Raw genomic sequence first — 16,485 nt, forward strand, 5'->3', positions numbered from 1 at the left:
TGGACGAGCTCATCGAACCGATCGCCACGGCCGGGGCGGCGAAGAAGCCCAAGAAGGCCGCCGCAGGCGGGGCCACCACTTCTGAAGGTGTCGGCGAACTGCGGCCAAGGCGAGCCCGGATCACAGGAGTTGAGCGGTGACGACACCTGCGCTCGCCGAGGAAGTTCTCGCCGATCCGGTCGGCCTGGTCGTGCGACTGGTCGGCAACGTCGAGAAGCGCCTGGACGCCGACCGCATCCGGGACATCGTCTGCACGCTCGTACGCTCACGAGCTGGCCGCCGCAATCTCGCCCAGGCCCTGCACGACAACCCGTCGCTGCTGCGGACAGGCAAGCCACCCGCTCCATTCCGCGTCGCCAAGCTGCTGATGGTCCTGCATGAAGCGGGCGCCCAGGACACTGCTCTTCCCCGCTGCGGCGAGTGCGGACGCCCGCGCCCCTACGTCGGCAGCCGCTCGGGCGGACGGTGGGGATGCTCGCCCTGCTTCGACACACCTGCCGTCTGCGCGGGCTGCCACCAGCAGCGGCGAGTCGTCAGCCGCGACCGCCACGGGCAGCCCCGATGCGCCAAGTGCCCTGATAGCGACGGCGATCCGGTCCGGGAACTCGCCCAGATGATCACTGAGCTCGACCCCGCGCTCGACGCGGACACCGTCCGGGCCGCTCTGGAGCGGTCCACGAAGCGTCCGGCCGGGCAGCGTCGACTGGCCTGGGCCGTGATCGACCGTCCCGAGCTGCTGACCGGCGCCGGGCACGGGGCCCCCACTCCGGCCGTGTTGCGGTTCATCGGCGAACTCGGCGCCGCCGGCGCCACCATCGTCGTCAAGCCGGCCTGCCCGCGCTGTCACGGAGTGAAGTCGCTGTCGAAGCTCCTGGACGGCAAGCGGATCTGCCGGGCCTGCTTCGCGAAGCATGCGGCCGTCCCCTGCGCACGCTGCGGAGCCGTCCGTGAACCCGCCACCGCGATGCCACCGGACAGCCACTGTGTCCCAACTGCCTGATCCGCGACCCGGTCAACCTGGAAGTCTGCGTCGGCTGCGGACGCCGTCAGCCGGTCGCGGTCCGGCTCATCGACGGAGTCCGCTGCAACAACTGCAGGCCGAAGGAGATCAGAGAGTGCGGGCACTGCGGCCGCACCTCCCCTTGCGAGATTTCCCGCGCCACCAGGCAGCCCTGGTGCGAACGCTGCCAGCAACGATGGGCGACCTGCAGCGACTGTGGCACCGTCGCACAAGCCCGCGGCGGCACCTGGGAGGAGCCGTTGTGCGCGAAGTGCACCAACTCCGACCCCGACTTCTGGGGACGCTGCCCCGTCTGCACGACCACCTGGCAGCTCAGCCCTCGCCCCTGCCAGCGATGCGTCCTGGATCAGAAGATCCGCGACCTCCTCGGTGACAACGCCGGGGCTGTCGCACCCGAGCTTGCGGCCTTCCACGCGGCATTGACGGACGCCGAGCGCCCGGACGTCGCACTGGCCTGGATCTCGCGAGCAAAGGCCCGGGACCTGCTGGTACGCATAGGCCGAGACGAGCGTTCTGTCACCCACGACCTCCTCGACGAACTTCCGCCGGGCAAGGTGCTGGCCCACCTTCGCAGCGTCCTCGTCGCCACGGGAGCCCTGCCACCGCGCGACGAACGGCTCGTCGCTCTGGAGAAATGGATCACCACAACCGTCCAGGCTCGCACAGATCTCGCCGAACGCCGGATCCTGCACGGTTACGCGGTCTGGCACCACCTGCGCCGGCTCCGCCGCCGAGTCGACAAACAGCACACCACTCAACTGCAGGACATGAACGTGCGCTGCCACGTCACCGCGGCCGACAACTTCCTCGCCTGGCTCGCTGGCGAAGGTCTCACCCTGGGCGCCTGCACACAAGCCGACCTGGAACGCTGGATGACCGATCCCGTTTTCCGCTATCGCGACGAGACCGGCCACTTCGTCCGCTGGTCCGTACAGCATCGTCATGCGCATGCCCTCACCTGCGGTGCCGTCCGCTGGACCGGCCCGCAGGGCACCATCGACAGCGAGAAACGCTGGGCCGACGCGCGACGCCTCCTCAACGACGACACGCTGGCCACCGCGGACCGAGTCGCTGGACTGCTGCTGATCCTCTACGCGCAGAAGATCTCTACCATCAGCCGACTCACGGTCGAGGACGTCGACATCACCGGTGAGACGGTCGCGATTGCCTTCGGAACCTCGCCGGTCATCCTTCCGATGCCGCTTGGCGCCCTGGTCCGCGAGCTCGTCGCGACCCGACGCGGCAAAGCCAAGATCGGCACTCCGGACGACGCCCCTTGGCTCTTCCCCGGAGGACAACCAGGGCGTCCACTCAGCGACAGCCAGGTCGGTCTGCGGTTGCACAAGATCGGCATTCGGCCCCAACAGGACCGCTCCACAGCCCTGTTCGCCCTCGCCGCTGAACTGCCCGCCGCCATCCTCGCCCGGATGCTCGGCGTCCACATCCAAGTCGCCGTCCAATGGCAGAAGGCATCCGCTGGCGACTGGGCCTCCTACGCCGCCGATGTCAGCCAGAGAGGAAGACCATGACCGCGGAGTTCCGAGGGTTCCGATACTCCGAGCTCGTTCAGCCGGAAACCACCCGAGAGGACTAACCCTGAAGCGCTGCACACGTCTTTACCACAACGTCGGTTGCCCTCACATACCGCTCCGGCTCACCAGGCTGAGCCCGCCCCAACGGTCCTGCGCTCTCGCTGTGTGCGACGAGCCTGAAGATCAGTGCACGAATCAGCATCTGCTGAAAGTCAGGATGATCGCTGCCACTCGTCAGCAGGTCGGACGGAAGATCGAACCACAGCAGACCATCTGTGACCACGATGGCCTCGGCGAACACCGGAGGCCGCCAATACGGCGAAAAGTCGATCACAGCCGGCACTTCGTCCGCAGCGAAGAGCACATTGCCAGTGAGATCGCCGTGGATGAGCTGAGCTGCGTCCTGCTTCACCGGGCGCCTCAACGCCAGCAGAGCCGAGAACGGCGCGGCGAGGTCCTGGATCACGTCGATGTCCTGTTCGTTCCATGCGACGCGGTCGGCCACGGCCCAGGGGTGGGTATGCCGATCAAGGAAGTCGGGCCGGGGCATCTGTCGCAGGGCGGCATGGAAGGCACGGCCGGCGCTGAGCACACCAGTCCAGTGCTCCTGCGGATCAGGCTCACCGGTCAGGAACTCGCTGGCCGTCCAGCCGTCCACGACGCTCGGCCCGCCGACGGCCCGGAGCTGCAACGGGATGCGGAAGCCACTGCCCGGTGCCAGCGTCTCGAACAGGGAAGCAGCCCACTCGGCCTCGTCCTCAGTTCCCTCCGCAGGCTTGAACACAAACCCACCGACGAGAACGCTTCGTCCTTGCCCGCCAACCAGCGGGACAGGAGTGCCCTTCACGCCGAAGGCATCGAGGACGGCAGGGGGCGGGACGGCGTTACTCGGCAGCTCAGTCACGCCGGGCATTTTGCCGACACCGCCTTGCCCAGTGCACCTTCTTTTCGCCCAGCACCGGCCTTCAGAAGTCAGCCAGAGAGGAAGATCGTGACCGGGGTATTCCGAGGGTTCCAATACCCGACTCCACCATTAGACCGCCCCGGTGGGGCCCAGTCGGTGCTGATGGCCGAGTTTGGCCAAGAGGAGCGCGAGCACAAGATGCGTGTCGCCCTGGACGCATTCCACGACTACCAAACCGGTATCCGGCCTGTGGGGCCTGGCGCCAGCGACCTCCTGGATTTCTTCGCGTTCGTCGACGAACAGCTGGATTCCTCAGGGGCGCCGAACATCAAGCGCAGCGATCAGGAGGTGACGAACCTGCTCGCCAAGCGGGCCAAGTCCCTGCATCTGGGGCCGGCGAACTACTGCTGGTTCCTCGATCCGTCCAAGGCGCTGTGTCTCAAGCTCGCCGGATCCCATGCCCGCGGGGCGACGGAGCCCTTGATCGGCATGTGCGATTCGGCGCGGTGCCCCCAGGCCACCCATCATGCCGGGCATCGTCCGGTGTGGGCGGCCAGTGCCGAGAGCAAGAAGGTCTTCATCGCCACTATCGGGCGCGCGCAGCGGACGGAGAAGGCCCGGCTGGGTACGGAACTCGCCCGCGATGAACGGGTGCTGGGCGAGATCGACGCCCTCTGCGGAACGGGGGCCTGACGTGGCCCGCATCAGCGACGAGACCCGGCGGAACAACGAGACGGCTATTCGGCAGGTCATGGAGCGGCTCCTTGCCGGTGACGTTCCTGCGGGCGGCAAGTGCGACATCAAGACCCTCGCGATCCGGGCCGGAGTCGCCCGCACCGGTTTCTATCCCAAGAAGAACCGCGATGGCTCGTCGCGGCCTGGCCCCTACCAACACCTGGCGGAGGAGTTTGAGCGCCGGCTGGCCGAGCTTCGGGAAACGGGCGTGATTCCGGACCCGCGGGATGCACAGATCGAGCGTCTCAAAGAACAGGTCTCCGGGCTGAAGGAGCGCCTCGCCGCGCGTGACGCGCAGATCGATGGCCTCACTGACTTCCGGGAGCGGGCTCTGTCACAGATCGCCGCCCAGAGGATGGAGATCGAGCGGCTGCGCGATGTCTTGGCCGCGCCGTCGAATGTCCGGGCTCTGCCCAGCAGTCCAAGAGTCAGTGCGCCGTACGGATCGTGTAGCTGACGCCTGCTCCAGCACCGGTTTCGGCTGGCACCCGCGCAAGGTACTGCGGCGCCGGCAGGAGCGTTCATGTACGGGGGCGGCATCCGGTCGCGAAGCCGGCATCCCGGTGTCGCCCGAGCGGGTGGTCCATGTCGCCACCATCATCTCCACCGTCCAGGGTATCGAGCTGACCGACACCCTCCACGACGAGCTGGCCGAGCGGCAGTTGCTGCCTGCCGAAGATGTCGTCGATTCAGGCTGCATCTCCCCGGCGCGGATCGAGCGGGCGCAGCGGGTTCACGGCATCTCCGGCCGCATCGACACCGCGGCCACCTCCGCCGATGACACCACCCCGCACACCCCCAGCCAAGCACCGCAGTCACCCAGCCGTCAGCGGCTTACCAGCATCCCCAGCACAGTCACGGCATTGCCGCTAACGACTCGGTACGCGATAGCCAGGGATCTGCGAGGGATGCAATGAGTCCTGGCGATCCTGAGAGACTGCCCACATGACTGGCATGATCATGGTCAGTGACTACGACCCACGATGGCCCGAGCGGTTTAAGGATCTGCGGCAGCGGCTGGCACCTCATGTCGCGGATCTGGCTGTATCCATCGAACATGTCGGCAGTACGGCCGTGCGCGGGTGCGCCGCCAAACCGATCATCGACCTCGACATCGTGGTGTCCGAGGAGGCCGTCATGCCCGAGTTGATTTCCCGGCTCACCGGGCAGGGCTACCGACACGAAGGCGACCTGGGGATTCGGGGGCGGGCGGCTTTCCAAGCCCCTCCTGCGGCTCCCGATCATCATCTGTACGGCGTGGTCGCGGGCTCAAAGCCCTACCTTGATCACGTCCTACTCCGTGATTACCTACGCCAGCGGCCCGATGAAGTCCAGCGCTACAGCGCGTTGAAGGTGGCCCTGGCGCAGCGGTTCCCTGCCGACAGCGAGGGCAGGACGGCCTACTCGGCGGCGAAGAGCGTTGTGGTGGAGGAACTGGTCGCGAAGTCCTACGCCGCTCGGGCCGTCGGCGAATCGTGACGTAAGGCGGGCCGCACGGGTTGGTGATGTTGTGACGCATTACCGAGCCCGTGCGGCCTTGTCTCATCCTGCCTTCTGTGGCCTTGAGCGTGCACATCTCGGCGTTTTGATCGAGGAGTTGGCTGTTCCGTGGACGGCCCGGTGCGAGTCCGCCCTGCGCGAGCGCAGAGGCGGCGATCGCCGACGGGCGGCCGGCGCAGGGCCGGACCACACACTGGTCTTCACCGACCGGATCCTGGTCACCGTGGTTCACCTGCGCCTGCAGCTGCCGCATGCGGCGCTCGCCGAGCTCTACGGCGTGAGCCGCCCCACCGTCACCCGCGCCATTCACGAGATCCGGCCGCTGCTCGCAGCCCGCGGCTTCGCCGTCCCCGACCGGCCCGGCATCCGCCTGCGCACTCTGGCCGATGTCTTCGCCTATGCCGAAGCCGAAGGCGTCGAGCTGCGGATCGATGGCACCGAGACCCAGATCCGCCGCCCCAAGGCGGGACGCCCCGGCCGCAAGGCGTTCGTCTCCGGCAAGAAGAGGCAGAACACCGCCAAGACCACGACCATCGGCGACGGCTCGGGGCGTTTGCTGTGGTCCGGAGCCGACCGGCCCGGCCGGATGCACGACCAGACCGCCATGTGCACCGAGGGCATCGCCGAGCAGCTGCGGCTGCATCCACAGGTGAAGGCGAAGGCCGACGAGGGCTACCGGGGCCTCGCCAATAGCTTCCCCCAGCAGGTGCAAGCACCGCCGCGCAAGCCGAACGACGAGGCGCCACTGGGCGAGCGGTACGCCTGGCGTGAGGCGCGCCGACGGCAGTCCTCGGCACGGATCTGCGTGGAGCACACCATCGGCGAGGAGAAGAAATGGCGGCCGCTCCAGCGATACCTCGGCCGCCGGGAGTCCTACGCCGAAACACACGCCGCCATCGCCGGACTGGTCTCCGACCGCACCGCCCGCAGGGCCTCCCGGCGGCGCATGAGCACCGAACTCGTGCTCGCCCGCCGGACCGCCTGCTGATCACCCCACCTGCCAATCGCCCAGACCAGCATGCCTCGACCTCAATCGCGTACCGAGTCGTAAGGCTGGTCGGCCCTGACCAGCACGCCGGGACCATGCGCCTTCGTTGTGGATTCGCGCATGGACCGCTGGCCCCAGCTTGTGCGACCCGCACCGGACCGGGAGGCCCTGATCACCGGGACCTTTCCCGCGTGTTGCCTGCGACCGAAGGAACGAGCAGCTCTTTCAGGATCACTTGGACCTGCGAGAACGACGCCACACCGGACACCCGCGTAAGGCTCGCGCGGTGCGGCCTGGCCGGACGGGCGGGACCGTGCGGGCGGGGCGAGCTGGTCAGAGCTGGGCGGCGACGGTGGTGCCGGTGAGGTGTTCGGCTTCGGTCCACAGGCGTGCCGCGGCGGTCTTGTCCTGTGCTCGGCGCGGCGGGCGGACGGCTTTCGGGGGGCCGGTCATGATCCAGCGTGGGCCGAAGTAGCCTCCGGGCGTGGCGTCGGGGCTGGTTGCCGCGTACAGCAGCGGTTCCGCGCCTTGCTCGGGGCCCTGGGAGGGCACGATTTTGGCGGCCAGCGAGGTGAACCCACCGGGGCGGCCGCCGCCGAGGGTCGGTCCCGAGGTCATCAGGTTGGTGCGCGTGGTGCCGGGGTGCGCGCCGACCGACAGCAGATGCCAATGGTGTCGGGCCGCGATGTCCGCCAGGTGCAGGGTCATCATCAGGTCGGCCAGTTTGGACTGGGCGTATGCCTTGGTGGGGCTGTAGTGGCCGGTGGACTGGAGGTTGTCGAAGTCGATCCGGCCGGTGGCGGCGCCGAGGCTGCTCATCGTGGCCACGCGGGGCGCGGGGGCGGCCAGCAGCAGCGGCAGCAGCTTCACCGTGAGCGCGAACGGGCCCAGGAAGTTGCTGCCCAGTTGCAGCTCGAATCCGTCCGCTGTCTCCAGCCGGCTGGGCACGTTCGCCACTCCGGCGTTGTTGAGCAGCAGGTCCAGCGGCCTGCCGTCGGCGATCAGGTCGTCGGCGAACTCGCGGACCGAAGCCAGGTCGGCCAGGTCGAGCCGGCGGACCTCGACCTGGGCGTCGGGGTGCGCGGCGAGGATCTCCGCTCGCGCTTGCCCGCCCTTGGCTGGGGTGCGCACGGCGAGCACCACGTGGGCTCCGGCCGCGGCCAGACGTGTGGCGGCCTCTTTGCCGGTGCCGCTGTTCGCGCCCGTCACGACGGCGAGCTTTCCGTGTTGATCAGGAACCCGGTACATCACATCTCCTAAAAGACTGCCGGTCTCTAATGTGGTCAACCGTAACAGACCGCCGGTCTAGCATTAAGAGGCCGGTGGGTAGTTACGATGGGCGGGTGGAATTCCAGCGCGCACGCAGCGCCGAGCAGCGACTCGAACGACGCCGTCAGATCCTGGCGGCCGCGGCCGCGATGCTGACCGAGATGCCGGTCGCCAAGCTCAGCCTCAACGAGCTGAGCCGCCGAATAGGGCTGGCCAAATCCAACGTGCTGCGCTATTTCGAGTCGCGCGAAGCAGTCCTGCTCGAACTCTTGCAAGCCGAGATGCGGGACTGGATCGCCGAAGTGGAGCACACCACCGGACCGGTTGCGGGCACACCATACGAGCGCGGGGACCAGCTGGCACAGACCCTGGCGGCCTCCCTGGCCGGGCGGCCGGTGCTGTGTGACCTGCTGAGCGCGCAGGCCGCGGTGCTGGAACACAACATCTCCACCGAGGTCGCGATCCGGCACAAGCACGTGGCCTGGCAGAGCACGCAGATCCTGGTCGAGCAGGTCCAGCGGCACCTTCCCGAACTCGGTACCGAGGGCGCATACCGGCTGGTGGAGACGACCTTGCTCACGGCCATGGCCGCCTGGCCGTGCAGCCGACCCTCGGAGGCACTACAGGCCGCCTACGACTCCAACCCGGCGCTCGCTGCGCTGCGGACGGACTTCGCCGACCTGGTGCGCCACACGGCAGAGGTGACCGTCTGCGGACTCCTCGCCCGCCAGGGGACTCCCGCACACCGAGCCATCTGAGAGTAGGGAAAAGGGAGAGGCACCGTCAGTTGATGCCACGTGCCGGGCACGGCCAGGCCACCTTGGAGGCTTCCCACGACTGCGCCACCGCAAAGGGAGCCTCCTCCAGCTCCGGACAACTCGCCCGTCTGTTCGGCGCCTTGAGTCCATAGCCGCCCGCATCACCCACCCTCGGGCCCCTGCTCACGCTCGAGCCTCGCAGGCGGTGCAAGAGCACCGCCTCGTTGTGGACGAGCCATGGTCCCTGCCCGTGGCCACGGGCCAAGCCAGAGTCGAACGAGGCAACGATGACGGCGCCGTGGCAAAGATAGCTGTGCTTGTCACATTCGTGGCCACGGTCAGGGGCGGCGACAAGGTCGAGGATCCCGCCGGGGCCAGGACCTTCAGGGTCTGGACGCGGGGTGCAGGGCGCGGTGCGCGTCTCCTGCTTCTGCCGGCTGGCGGGCCGCCCAGGTTGGACTGTCCTCCAGGCATGCCACCGTTGCTGCCACGGTCCAAGACCTCGCCGCACGGGAGGGTTCAGTCGTCTTCGTACTGGGCGAGGGCCAGGCCGAGGCCGAAGAAGGTCGGAGCCCATTCGCCCACGAAGATGCCCCAACGGTCGGCACGGTCGACGCCGGCTGATTCACCTTTGACGGAGGCGGCCCAGGCCAGGACCGACAGCCCAATCGAGGCCAGGGCAGCGGTGTAGGCGTGTTCGCTGCGCAGCCCGGCGTCATGCAGTTTCCTGATCATGAGGTGCTCCAGATGTGTACGGGTAGTTCCTCTCGCCATGGTGGCCCTGTCTGAGCAGTGGAGCGCCGCAAACTGGGCTGAATGGGTGAACGTGCCGCCGAGGGCGGCACACCTTCGTCTCCGTGTGTAGCGAATCCGTCAGGCGCTGAAAGCGGTCAGGGGACTGGACCGCGCGGGGGTGCCTCGCCTGCCTCTGCTAAGCAGGTGCGCATCCGCTGATACCGCTCGGTCAGCCCGTCGGCCTGCTCGGCGAACGTCACCCACTTGCAGTTGGGGTTGTCGCAGAACAGACGGCGTATCCGAAGCTCGATCGCCACCGGTCGTCCGCCGATGGCGCAGTCGGCGAGTCTGCGTCGGTACCCACTGTGGCGACGCCTCGACGAACATCCGCAATCGGGGCACGAGACGGCGACGTCGCCCGGGGTCCGCCCCTCGATACGTAAATTGCCGTCCTCCACACTCACCAGCTCCACCAGCATCCCGGAGAGGTGCGGCAGCACGGCCTTGAGCAGTTCCTCACACGCCCCGAGTGTCCGCGCAGGTGTGACGGAGCATCACGGGCGCACGGGGGCACATCCCGGCTTCACGGAAATCTTGGATGAGCCGTTCGAATTCCCCACGTACGGCCAGTTCGAAGCTCACGGGCGGTAGTCGGTGTGGCATCGCAGCTTGTGCTCCACGGGGTGGAGGCCACCCTGCGCCTGTGGCGAGCGGTGCGTACCGCGTGGGGCGGGTGGTTAGCGCGTCTCGCCGGTGTCGTGCCCCGCCCATGCGATGTCGTCCACTGCCAGGCCCGGGTCACCGGCCAGTGCCGCGGGAGTCATTCCGGTGAATGCCATGACCTCGCGGTGGAGGTGGGACTGATCGGCGTAACCGCAGTCTGTTGCGACGCGGGCCGCGCTGCCGCCTGCGGTCAAGTGGTGGGCCGCATGGTGGAAGCGGACCAGTGTCCCGGCGCGCTTGGGAGGCAGGCCGATCTGTGACCGGAACCGGGACCAGAGGCGCCTGCGGCTCCAGCCGACTTCGGCTGCCAGGTCCTCGACCCTGGCCTGGCCGCGGCTGACGACGATCTGGTTCCAGGCCCGGGCCACCTCCGGGTCCACCGGTGGCCCCGTCCCGCGGCGACGGGCGAGGAAGGCATCCGTCAACGCGAAACGGTCCTCCCAGGACTGGGCCCCACTGAGTTGCTCCCGCAGCCGTGCCGCGTCCCGGCCCCACAGTTCGTCGAGGGGAACCACGGTATGGTCCAGCTCCGCCGGGGCGACCCCCAGCACGGTGTGCGTGACCACCGGGGACAGGTGTACCTCCACGCATGCGACGTTCTCGCCCTGCATAGACACTGCACTGGAGGTGAGCCCGGTGACGAGACCTCCGCGCTGTTGCCGGCCGACGGCGTCGCCCACGATGAGCGGACCTTCGCCGAACTCGACGACCAGGGTGAGGGCCGGGTGCGGGATCACCGGCAGGTCGACGGGACCAGTGCCCCGATCGCGGAACCCGACCAGGCTGATGCCGCCTGTCCGGCCGCGCCACGGTGGCCCCGCCACCTCCCACCTGGCCACGGCCTCACGCTCACGCACGGCGGATTGCATCACCCCATGCTACGGGGAGACCGATCGGAACATTTGTCCAAGACACCCGAACGCGCGGGCGGTGACAGTGGGCTCATGAGCGACATCATCATCCAAAACGCCTTCCAGGCGTTGGCCAGCTATGACCACGACCGGATCTCCGCGGTCCTCACCGAGGACGCCGAGTGGCTGTCGCCCCCCGGGAACGCCATCGCCACCGCGCTCGGGGCGACCAACCACATGGTCGGCAGGAAGGCCATCGCGCGCTTCTTCGCCGAGGACTTCCCCCGTGTCTTCGTGCGAGACGTCACCGTCACCTTCCTGGGGCTGCACGCCGATGGCGAACGGGGGGTGGCGGAGTTCACCATGACGGCAACTCTCGCCGACGGGCACCACTACAGCAACGACTACTGCTTCGTCTTCGAACTCCGGGACGGGTTGATCCACCGAGTCCGCGAGTACACGGACACAGCCCGCGGGCACCGCCTGCTCTTTGGCGAAGCTCCGCAGGAGGTACCCCGAACTGGCCATGCGCCGGGCAGTCCCGACAACCAGCAGATCTGAGCCGCCGAACCTGCCACGGCGGCCCAGGCGCACCACCAGCAGACCACCCACCATCGACAACCACAACGTTGGGTGACCACTGGCGGCCAGATCTCTCCCCGCCAACTGGTCGTCTGTGGGGAATTCCAAGGTTCTGATCCACTTTGGATCAGAACCATTCCAAGTGGCCACTATCACTGGCCGGCTACGGCCGTCGCTGGGTGAACAAGCCCTGCTCGATCTCGACCAGGATTCCGCGTTCGACAAGCCGCTTGAGCTTCAGGCGGGCGTTGTTGACGGTATTGGGAGCGATCCGTGGGTCCATCGCCTCGCACACCTGCCGGGCCCGCAGCGGGCCGTAGGCCGTGCTGAACACCGCCATGATCTGCTGGTAGGCCGGATGGTCCGGCAGTTGCGGGGGCGGCGGCGCGGGCAGGACCGGCTCGGTCAGGTCCAGCAGCGTCTTGCGGGTGATGCGGATCTCCTCGGCGGCCCGGTGAAACTCCTCCAGCTGCGCGGAAAGCTCCGCGATCACGTCCCTTGGCCGCCTCGGCCTGCGCGGGGCGATCTCCCCCTCGCGCTCTTCCAGCCGGGCCAGCACCGCCCCGAGCGTCAGCGCCCCGTCGGTCATGCGGTGCGCCAGGCTGGCGCGGCACCCCCGGTCAGCCGGCGCAGTATCAGTACACCCGCGACTCGGAGGAGCGGGGCTGGTGCTCGTAGTCGCGCACCAGCCTGCGGTACAGCATCAAGTCCCGTAGGCTCGCTCCACGACCACCGCTTGGCCTGAGGCCGTGCTGGACGCGCAGTCGACGCCTGCACGGCGTATCGAGCGGCTGGGGGCCCAGGGGCTGTTGAGCGGCATTCCCGATGCCCATGTCGCGGGCACGACTCCGGCGTTGAGCATTCCGACGAGTTCGGTGGCATGCCGGTGAGGTCGGGGTGTTCGTTGGCGGCGGCACCTTGCCGATGAGGGCATGCAGAAGGCCCTCCCGATGATCTCTTGGCCGAGTCCGGGAGGGCCGTGAAGCGCATGGAGGCGCTCGGTGCTCACGGTAGAGGCGGACACGGCTGAGGTCGAGACCCGGCTGAGGGGCGGCGGCTTGGAATGTTGCCGTTGCGGAGGTGTGCTGGCCCCGTGGGGCTGGGCCCGCGAGCGGGTGCTGCGGGATGTATCGGGGTCGGTACGGATTCGTCCGCGGCGCGCGCGGTGTGTCGGGTGCGGCATTTCGCATGTGCTTCTTCCGGTGTTCGTGCTGGTCAGGAGGGTGGATCTGGCGGAGGTGATCGGGGCGGCACTGGTGGCGAAGGCGGCGGGGGCCGGAGTGCGGACGATCGCTGGGCGGCTGGGGCGGCCGGTGGAGACCGTCCGCGGTTGGCTGCGGCGGTTCGCGGGCCGTCTGGAGCACGTCCGGGCGTACTTCACATGGCTGCTGGTGGACGCAGGGGTGGATCCGGTGCCGCCGGCGGCTGCCGGGACACCGTTCGCGGACGCGGTCGCGGCGGTCGCCGGGGCCTGGCGGGCGGCCGGCTCGCGCTGGCCGGACGTCGGGGAGGTGTCGCCGTGGCGGCTGGCGGCGGCCGTCACCCACGGCCGGCTGCTGGCCCCGCACTGGCCTTGATCAACGATCAACACCAACTGCCTCTGCCGAACGGGTGGTTGTCCCTGACAGCCTCGGCGGGCCCACAAGCACACCCCGGCATCAGGAAGGTGCACGTGCCACCACACGATGACGACCAGGCGGCCCGCCTGGAGCGGGCCCGGCAGATCGGCCTGTTCCGCTACATGCTGATCAGGGAGGCAGCCGACCCGAGCCTGACCGGCCGCCAGCGCGGCGCCCTGGTGCGCAAACTCGCCGGCGAGGAGCACACCGACCCGGACGGACGGCGGGTGAGGATCAGCCGCTGGACGCTGGACAGGTGGATCCTGGAATGGCGCCAGGGCGGGTTCGACGCCCTGATTCCCTCCCCGCGCCAGACCCATCCCCGCACCCCGCCGGAGGTCTTCGAGCTGGCCTCGGCGCTGAAGAAGGAGAATCCGGAGCGGACGGCCGCGCAGGTCAGGCGGATCCTCAAGGCACAGCTTGGCTGGGCCCCGGACGAACGCACGCTGCAGCGGATGTTCAACCGCACCGGCCTGGCCTCCCTGCACACGCCCCGGCAGACAGCGGTCTTCGGCCGGTTCGAGGCGGACCGTCCCAACGAACTGTGGACCGGCGACGCGCTGCACGGGCCGCGGATCGACGGGCGAAAGACGTACCTGTTCGCCTTCATCGACGACCACTCGCGCGCGGTGGTCGGCCACCGCTGGGGTTTTGCCGAGGACACCGTGCGCCTGGCCGCGGCCCTGCGGCCGGCCCTGGCCGCCCGCGGCGTCCCGCAGTACATCTACGTCGACAACGGCAGTGCTTTTGTCGACTCCTGGTTGCTGCGGGCCTGCGCGAAGCTGGGCATCAAGCTGGTGCACTCCGCCCCGGGCCGCCCGGAGGGCCGGGGCAAGATCGAGCGGTTTTTCCGCACCGTGAACGGGGAGTTCACCGTCGAGATCGCCTCGGCCGAAGGCGAGGTCGGCCGGGAGATCAGGGACCTGGCGGAGATGAACCGCCTGTTCACCGCCTGGGTCGAGACGGTCTACCACCGCCGCGAGCACTCCGAGACCAAGGCGGCCCCGCTGGCGCGGTGGATGGTCGGGGCCCCCTTCCCGGTCCCGGCGCCGGGCGACCTGGCGGAGGCTTTCCGCTGGTCCGAGCACCGCAACGTCTCGCGCACCGGCACCGTCTCCCTGCAGGGCAACCGCTACCAGGTCGATCCGCAGCTGGTCGGCCGCAAGGTCGAGCTGGTTTTCGATCCCTTCGACCTGACCTACCTGGGCGTCCGTGTCGACGGCAAGGACGCCGGAACCGCCCTGCCGTTCCAGATCAACCGGCACAGCCACCCCAAGGCCCGGCCGGAGGTCCCCGCCGAGCCGCCGAAACCGACCACCGGCATCGACTACCTCGGCCTCATCGACCGCGAACACGCGGCCGACCTGTCCAGCAGAGTCAACTACGTGGCCCTGGCCGGTGAACACCCCGCCGAGCCCGTCGAAGCGGTCGACCTGACGGAGGGCTGAGCCCATGCCCACCGCCCCCGGCGAACAGGACGGGCTGGTCCGCTTCCTGTCCGAGCTGCACGGTTTCTTCCAAGCCTGCGACCCGACCACCGACGCGGCCCTGGCCGCCCACTTCGGCGAGGACACCGCCGTCGTCTGGGCCATCGTCAACCTCGAACTGTTCATCGAACGCCTCACCGGCCGTCCCTTCACTCCCGGCCCCGCCAGCGAACGACCCGGAGATTGCACGTGATCGAAAAACTGCAGGCCCACTACGGCTTCGAACGGATGCCGTTCGGCCGCAACCTGGCGCCCGGCATGCTCCACCGCCACCAGTCCCACAACGAGGCCGTCGCCCGGATCTCCTGGTGCATCACCGAACGCTCCATCGGCGTGGTCACCGGCGAGGTCGGCGCCGGCAAGACCGTCTCCGTCCGCACCTGCCTGGACGCCCTGGACCCCTCGAAGTACTCCGTCATCTACCTGCCGAACCCGATGATCGGCGTCCGCGGCATCCACGAAGAGATCGTCAACACGTTCGGCCAGGCCCCCGCCCACCTCGGATCCCGCCTGGCCGTCCAGACCTCCAAGGTCTTGATGTCCGAGCGCGAAGAACGCGGACGCACCCCCGTCCTGGTCCTGGACGAAGCCCATCTGCTGTCCTACGAACAGCTGGAAACGGTACGGATGCTCACCAACCAGGGCATGGACCAGGACTCCCCGCTGTCCTGCCTGTTGGTTGGCCAGCCCACCCTGCGCAGGACCATGAAACTCGCCGTCCTCGCAGCCCTCGAACAGCGCACCGCCCTGCGCTACACCATGCCGGGCATGACCGCCGCCGAGACCACCAGCTACATCACCCACCACCTCAAGCTCGTCGGCCGACCCGACCAGCTGTTCACCGAGGACGCCCTCTCCTTGATCCACACCACCTCGCGCGGCTACCCACGGGCGGTCAACAACCTCGCCCTCCAGGCCCTCGTCGCCGCCTTCGCCCAAGGCAAGAACCTCGTCGACGACGCAGCCGCCCGCGCGGCCATCAGCGAGGTGGTCGACTGAACCACCGGCACCTCGCCGACGACAGCGACACCTTGCCGATGACAGCCCCGCCTGGCACCCCGCCGGCGGGGCTTCACTGTCGCCGAACATCGGCACCGTGAACGCCGCCGTCATCGGAATTTTGAGTGCCGGGCAACAGGTGGGGGGCGGGCTTTGTGACCGGGCATCTAGGGGACCGACGCAGCCGTCTCCGGTGGGTGAACCAGGCGGGTGGGACGGTGAGGCCGGGTCGGGACAGCTCATTGGTGTCGGTTGTTCCTCATCGCTGCATGCCAGCGTGAAAATTACCTGGGCGTGACGGGATGCAGTGGTCAGCGTCGGCACGGTCGCGCAGTTCGATCTTGCAGTTTCCGTGCGCTGCTGCGGCTGAGCCACTTCATGCTCCTGTCTTGCCCCCACGAGCCGACTGGCGTGGAGGCCAAGGGACCTGCGCGAATCCGGCCGGAGGTCAGGACTTGATCACTTCTGCCGGTCGGCGGTGCGGGATGGGTGCTTGGGAGCGGCGGGCATGCCGAGGGTGTCGGCGAGGGTGAGCAGGCAGGCGTCGAGACGGTGGAGGTGGCGCAGTGCCCGCTGCGCGGTAGGGCTGGAGCCCGGGGGCGTGTGGGGGGCGGGTTGGTCTGTGGTGAGAACGGCGGGTGTGGTCCATGCGGTGTGTGCGGCGGATGTGTGCGGGCTGGTGTGGGTGATCAGTGCTTTCAGGGTTGCCTCGATGCGTGCGGCGGTGTCGCGGGTGGGCGGATCAGCGAGGGGGAGGGCTGTGGTGAGGGTGGTGAGGTGTT

The 16,485-nt window shown here is 68.5% G+C and carries 20 protein-coding genes; 13 read left to right on the top strand and 7 right to left on the bottom strand.

The annotated features are described in order from the left end of the window. The first annotated feature begins 136 nt into the window (after positions 1 to 136). Both ACWDZ7_RS41200 and ACWDZ7_RS41205 read left to right on the top strand, forming a co-directional pair. Positions 137 to 1,000 (top strand): hypothetical protein, encoded by an 864-nt coding sequence (locus ACWDZ7_RS41200; RefSeq protein WP_451803883.1) that lies wholly within the window; start codon positions 137 to 139, stop codon positions 998 to 1,000. 440 nt (positions 1,001 to 1,440) lie between these two features. Then, positions 1,441 to 2,550, top strand: a complete 1,110-nt coding sequence (locus tag ACWDZ7_RS41205; protein ID WP_451803884.1) for a hypothetical protein — start codon at positions 1,441 to 1,443, stop codon at positions 2,548 to 2,550. 61 nt (positions 2,551 to 2,611) lie between these two features. Here ACWDZ7_RS41205 and ACWDZ7_RS41210 read toward each other — a convergent pair whose 3' ends face one another. Further along, on the bottom strand, positions 2,612 to 3,457 hold the full coding sequence (locus ACWDZ7_RS41210; protein WP_451803885.1) for an aminoglycoside phosphotransferase: 846 nt from the start codon (positions 3,455 to 3,457) through the stop codon (positions 2,612 to 2,614). A gap of 156 nt (positions 3,458 to 3,613) precedes the next feature. Between ACWDZ7_RS41210 and ACWDZ7_RS41215 the strand changes: the two genes are divergently transcribed. The 5 genes from ACWDZ7_RS41215 to ACWDZ7_RS41235 all read left to right on the top strand — a co-directional run bounded on the left by ACWDZ7_RS41215 (position 3,614) and on the right by ACWDZ7_RS41235 (position 6,680). After that, on the top strand, positions 3,614 to 4,150 hold the full coding sequence (locus tag ACWDZ7_RS41215; protein WP_451803886.1) for a hypothetical protein: 537 nt from the start codon (positions 3,614 to 3,616) through the stop codon (positions 4,148 to 4,150). A 1-nt stretch (position 4,151) separates the two neighbouring features. Beyond that, positions 4,152 to 4,649 (top strand): hypothetical protein, encoded by a 498-nt coding sequence (locus ACWDZ7_RS41220; RefSeq protein ID WP_451803887.1) that lies wholly within the window; start codon positions 4,152 to 4,154, stop codon positions 4,647 to 4,649. A gap of 106 nt (positions 4,650 to 4,755) precedes the next feature. Further along, on the top strand, positions 4,756 to 5,109 hold the full coding sequence (locus ACWDZ7_RS41225) for a hypothetical protein (protein ID WP_451803888.1): 354 nt from the start codon (positions 4,756 to 4,758) through the stop codon (positions 5,107 to 5,109). A gap of 28 nt (positions 5,110 to 5,137) precedes the next feature. Continuing rightward, entirely contained in the window at positions 5,138 to 5,671 is a 534-nt protein-coding gene (locus ACWDZ7_RS41230) for a GrpB family protein (RefSeq protein ID WP_451803889.1), read from the top strand. 31 nt (positions 5,672 to 5,702) lie between these two features. After that, positions 5,703 to 6,680, top strand: a complete 978-nt coding sequence (locus tag ACWDZ7_RS41235) for a transposase family protein (RefSeq protein WP_451803890.1) — start codon at positions 5,703 to 5,705, stop codon at positions 6,678 to 6,680. Between the two features lie 333 nt (positions 6,681 to 7,013). Here the strand turns inward: ACWDZ7_RS41235 and ACWDZ7_RS41240 are convergent, their stop codons facing one another. Beyond that, the gene (locus ACWDZ7_RS41240) at positions 7,014 to 7,928 is read right to left on the bottom strand and encodes an SDR family oxidoreductase (protein WP_451803891.1); all 915 of its coding nucleotides are present in this window, start codon (positions 7,926 to 7,928) and stop codon (positions 7,014 to 7,016) included. 95 nt (positions 7,929 to 8,023) lie between these two features. Here ACWDZ7_RS41240 and ACWDZ7_RS41245 point away from each other — a divergent pair, with 95 nt between their 5' ends. After that, on the top strand, positions 8,024 to 8,707 hold the full coding sequence (locus ACWDZ7_RS41245) for a TetR family transcriptional regulator (RefSeq protein WP_451803892.1): 684 nt from the start codon (positions 8,024 to 8,026) through the stop codon (positions 8,705 to 8,707). Between the two features lie 519 nt (positions 8,708 to 9,226). On the opposite strand, the gene ACWDZ7_RS41250 is transcribed toward ACWDZ7_RS41245, so the two are convergent. The 3 genes from ACWDZ7_RS41250 to ACWDZ7_RS41260 form a co-directional block, all read right to left on the bottom strand. After that, on the bottom strand, positions 9,227 to 9,442 hold the full coding sequence (locus ACWDZ7_RS41250) for a hypothetical protein (protein ID WP_451803893.1): 216 nt from the start codon (positions 9,440 to 9,442) through the stop codon (positions 9,227 to 9,229). A gap of 155 nt (positions 9,443 to 9,597) precedes the next feature. After that, positions 9,598 to 9,942, bottom strand: coding sequence for a transposase family protein (locus tag ACWDZ7_RS41255; protein WP_451803894.1), 345 nt, complete (start codon positions 9,940 to 9,942; stop codon positions 9,598 to 9,600). 237 nt (positions 9,943 to 10,179) lie between these two features. Further along, on the bottom strand, positions 10,180 to 11,034 hold the full coding sequence (locus tag ACWDZ7_RS41260; RefSeq protein ID WP_451803895.1) for a helix-turn-helix domain-containing protein: 855 nt from the start codon (positions 11,032 to 11,034) through the stop codon (positions 10,180 to 10,182). Between the two features lie 75 nt (positions 11,035 to 11,109). On the opposite strand from ACWDZ7_RS41260, the gene ACWDZ7_RS41265 reads away from it, so the two are divergent. Beyond that, a complete protein-coding gene (locus ACWDZ7_RS41265; protein ID WP_451803896.1) occupies positions 11,110 to 11,577 on the top strand; it encodes a nuclear transport factor 2 family protein in 468 nt (155 codons plus the stop codon). A 184-nt stretch (positions 11,578 to 11,761) separates the two neighbouring features. Here ACWDZ7_RS41265 and ACWDZ7_RS41270 read toward each other — a convergent pair whose 3' ends face one another. Then, entirely contained in the window at positions 11,762 to 12,187 is a 426-nt protein-coding gene (locus ACWDZ7_RS41270; protein WP_451803897.1) for a hypothetical protein, read from the bottom strand. Between the two features lie 613 nt (positions 12,188 to 12,800). Here ACWDZ7_RS41270 and ACWDZ7_RS41275 point away from each other — a divergent pair. The 4 genes from ACWDZ7_RS41275 (at position 12,801) to ACWDZ7_RS41290 (ending at position 15,703) form a co-directional block, all read left to right on the top strand. Beyond that, the gene (locus tag ACWDZ7_RS41275) at positions 12,801 to 13,175 is read left to right on the top strand and encodes a helix-turn-helix domain-containing protein (protein ID WP_451803898.1); all 375 of its coding nucleotides are present in this window, start codon (positions 12,801 to 12,803) and stop codon (positions 13,173 to 13,175) included. Positions 13,176 to 13,270: 95 nt separating this feature from the next. Continuing rightward, complete coding sequence (locus tag ACWDZ7_RS41280) at positions 13,271 to 14,665, top strand: DDE-type integrase/transposase/recombinase (protein ID WP_451803899.1); 1,395 nt, start codon at positions 13,271 to 13,273, stop codon at positions 14,663 to 14,665. Between the two features lie 4 nt (positions 14,666 to 14,669). After that, positions 14,670 to 14,897, top strand: coding sequence for a hypothetical protein (locus ACWDZ7_RS41285; RefSeq protein WP_451803900.1), 228 nt, complete (start codon positions 14,670 to 14,672; stop codon positions 14,895 to 14,897). Next, on the top strand, positions 14,894 to 15,703 hold the full coding sequence (locus ACWDZ7_RS41290; RefSeq protein WP_451803901.1) for an ExeA family protein: 810 nt from the start codon (positions 14,894 to 14,896) through the stop codon (positions 15,701 to 15,703). The genes ACWDZ7_RS41285 and ACWDZ7_RS41290 overlap by 4 nt, the downstream gene beginning before the upstream one ends. A 459-nt stretch (positions 15,704 to 16,162) precedes the next feature. Here the strand turns inward: ACWDZ7_RS41290 and ACWDZ7_RS41295 are convergent. Further along, a partial coding sequence (locus ACWDZ7_RS41295; protein ID WP_451803902.1) for a hypothetical protein occupies positions 16,163 to 16,485 on the bottom strand: 323 nt, incomplete at its 5' end.

This window comes from Streptomyces sp. NPDC003032 (genome assembly GCF_053591415.1).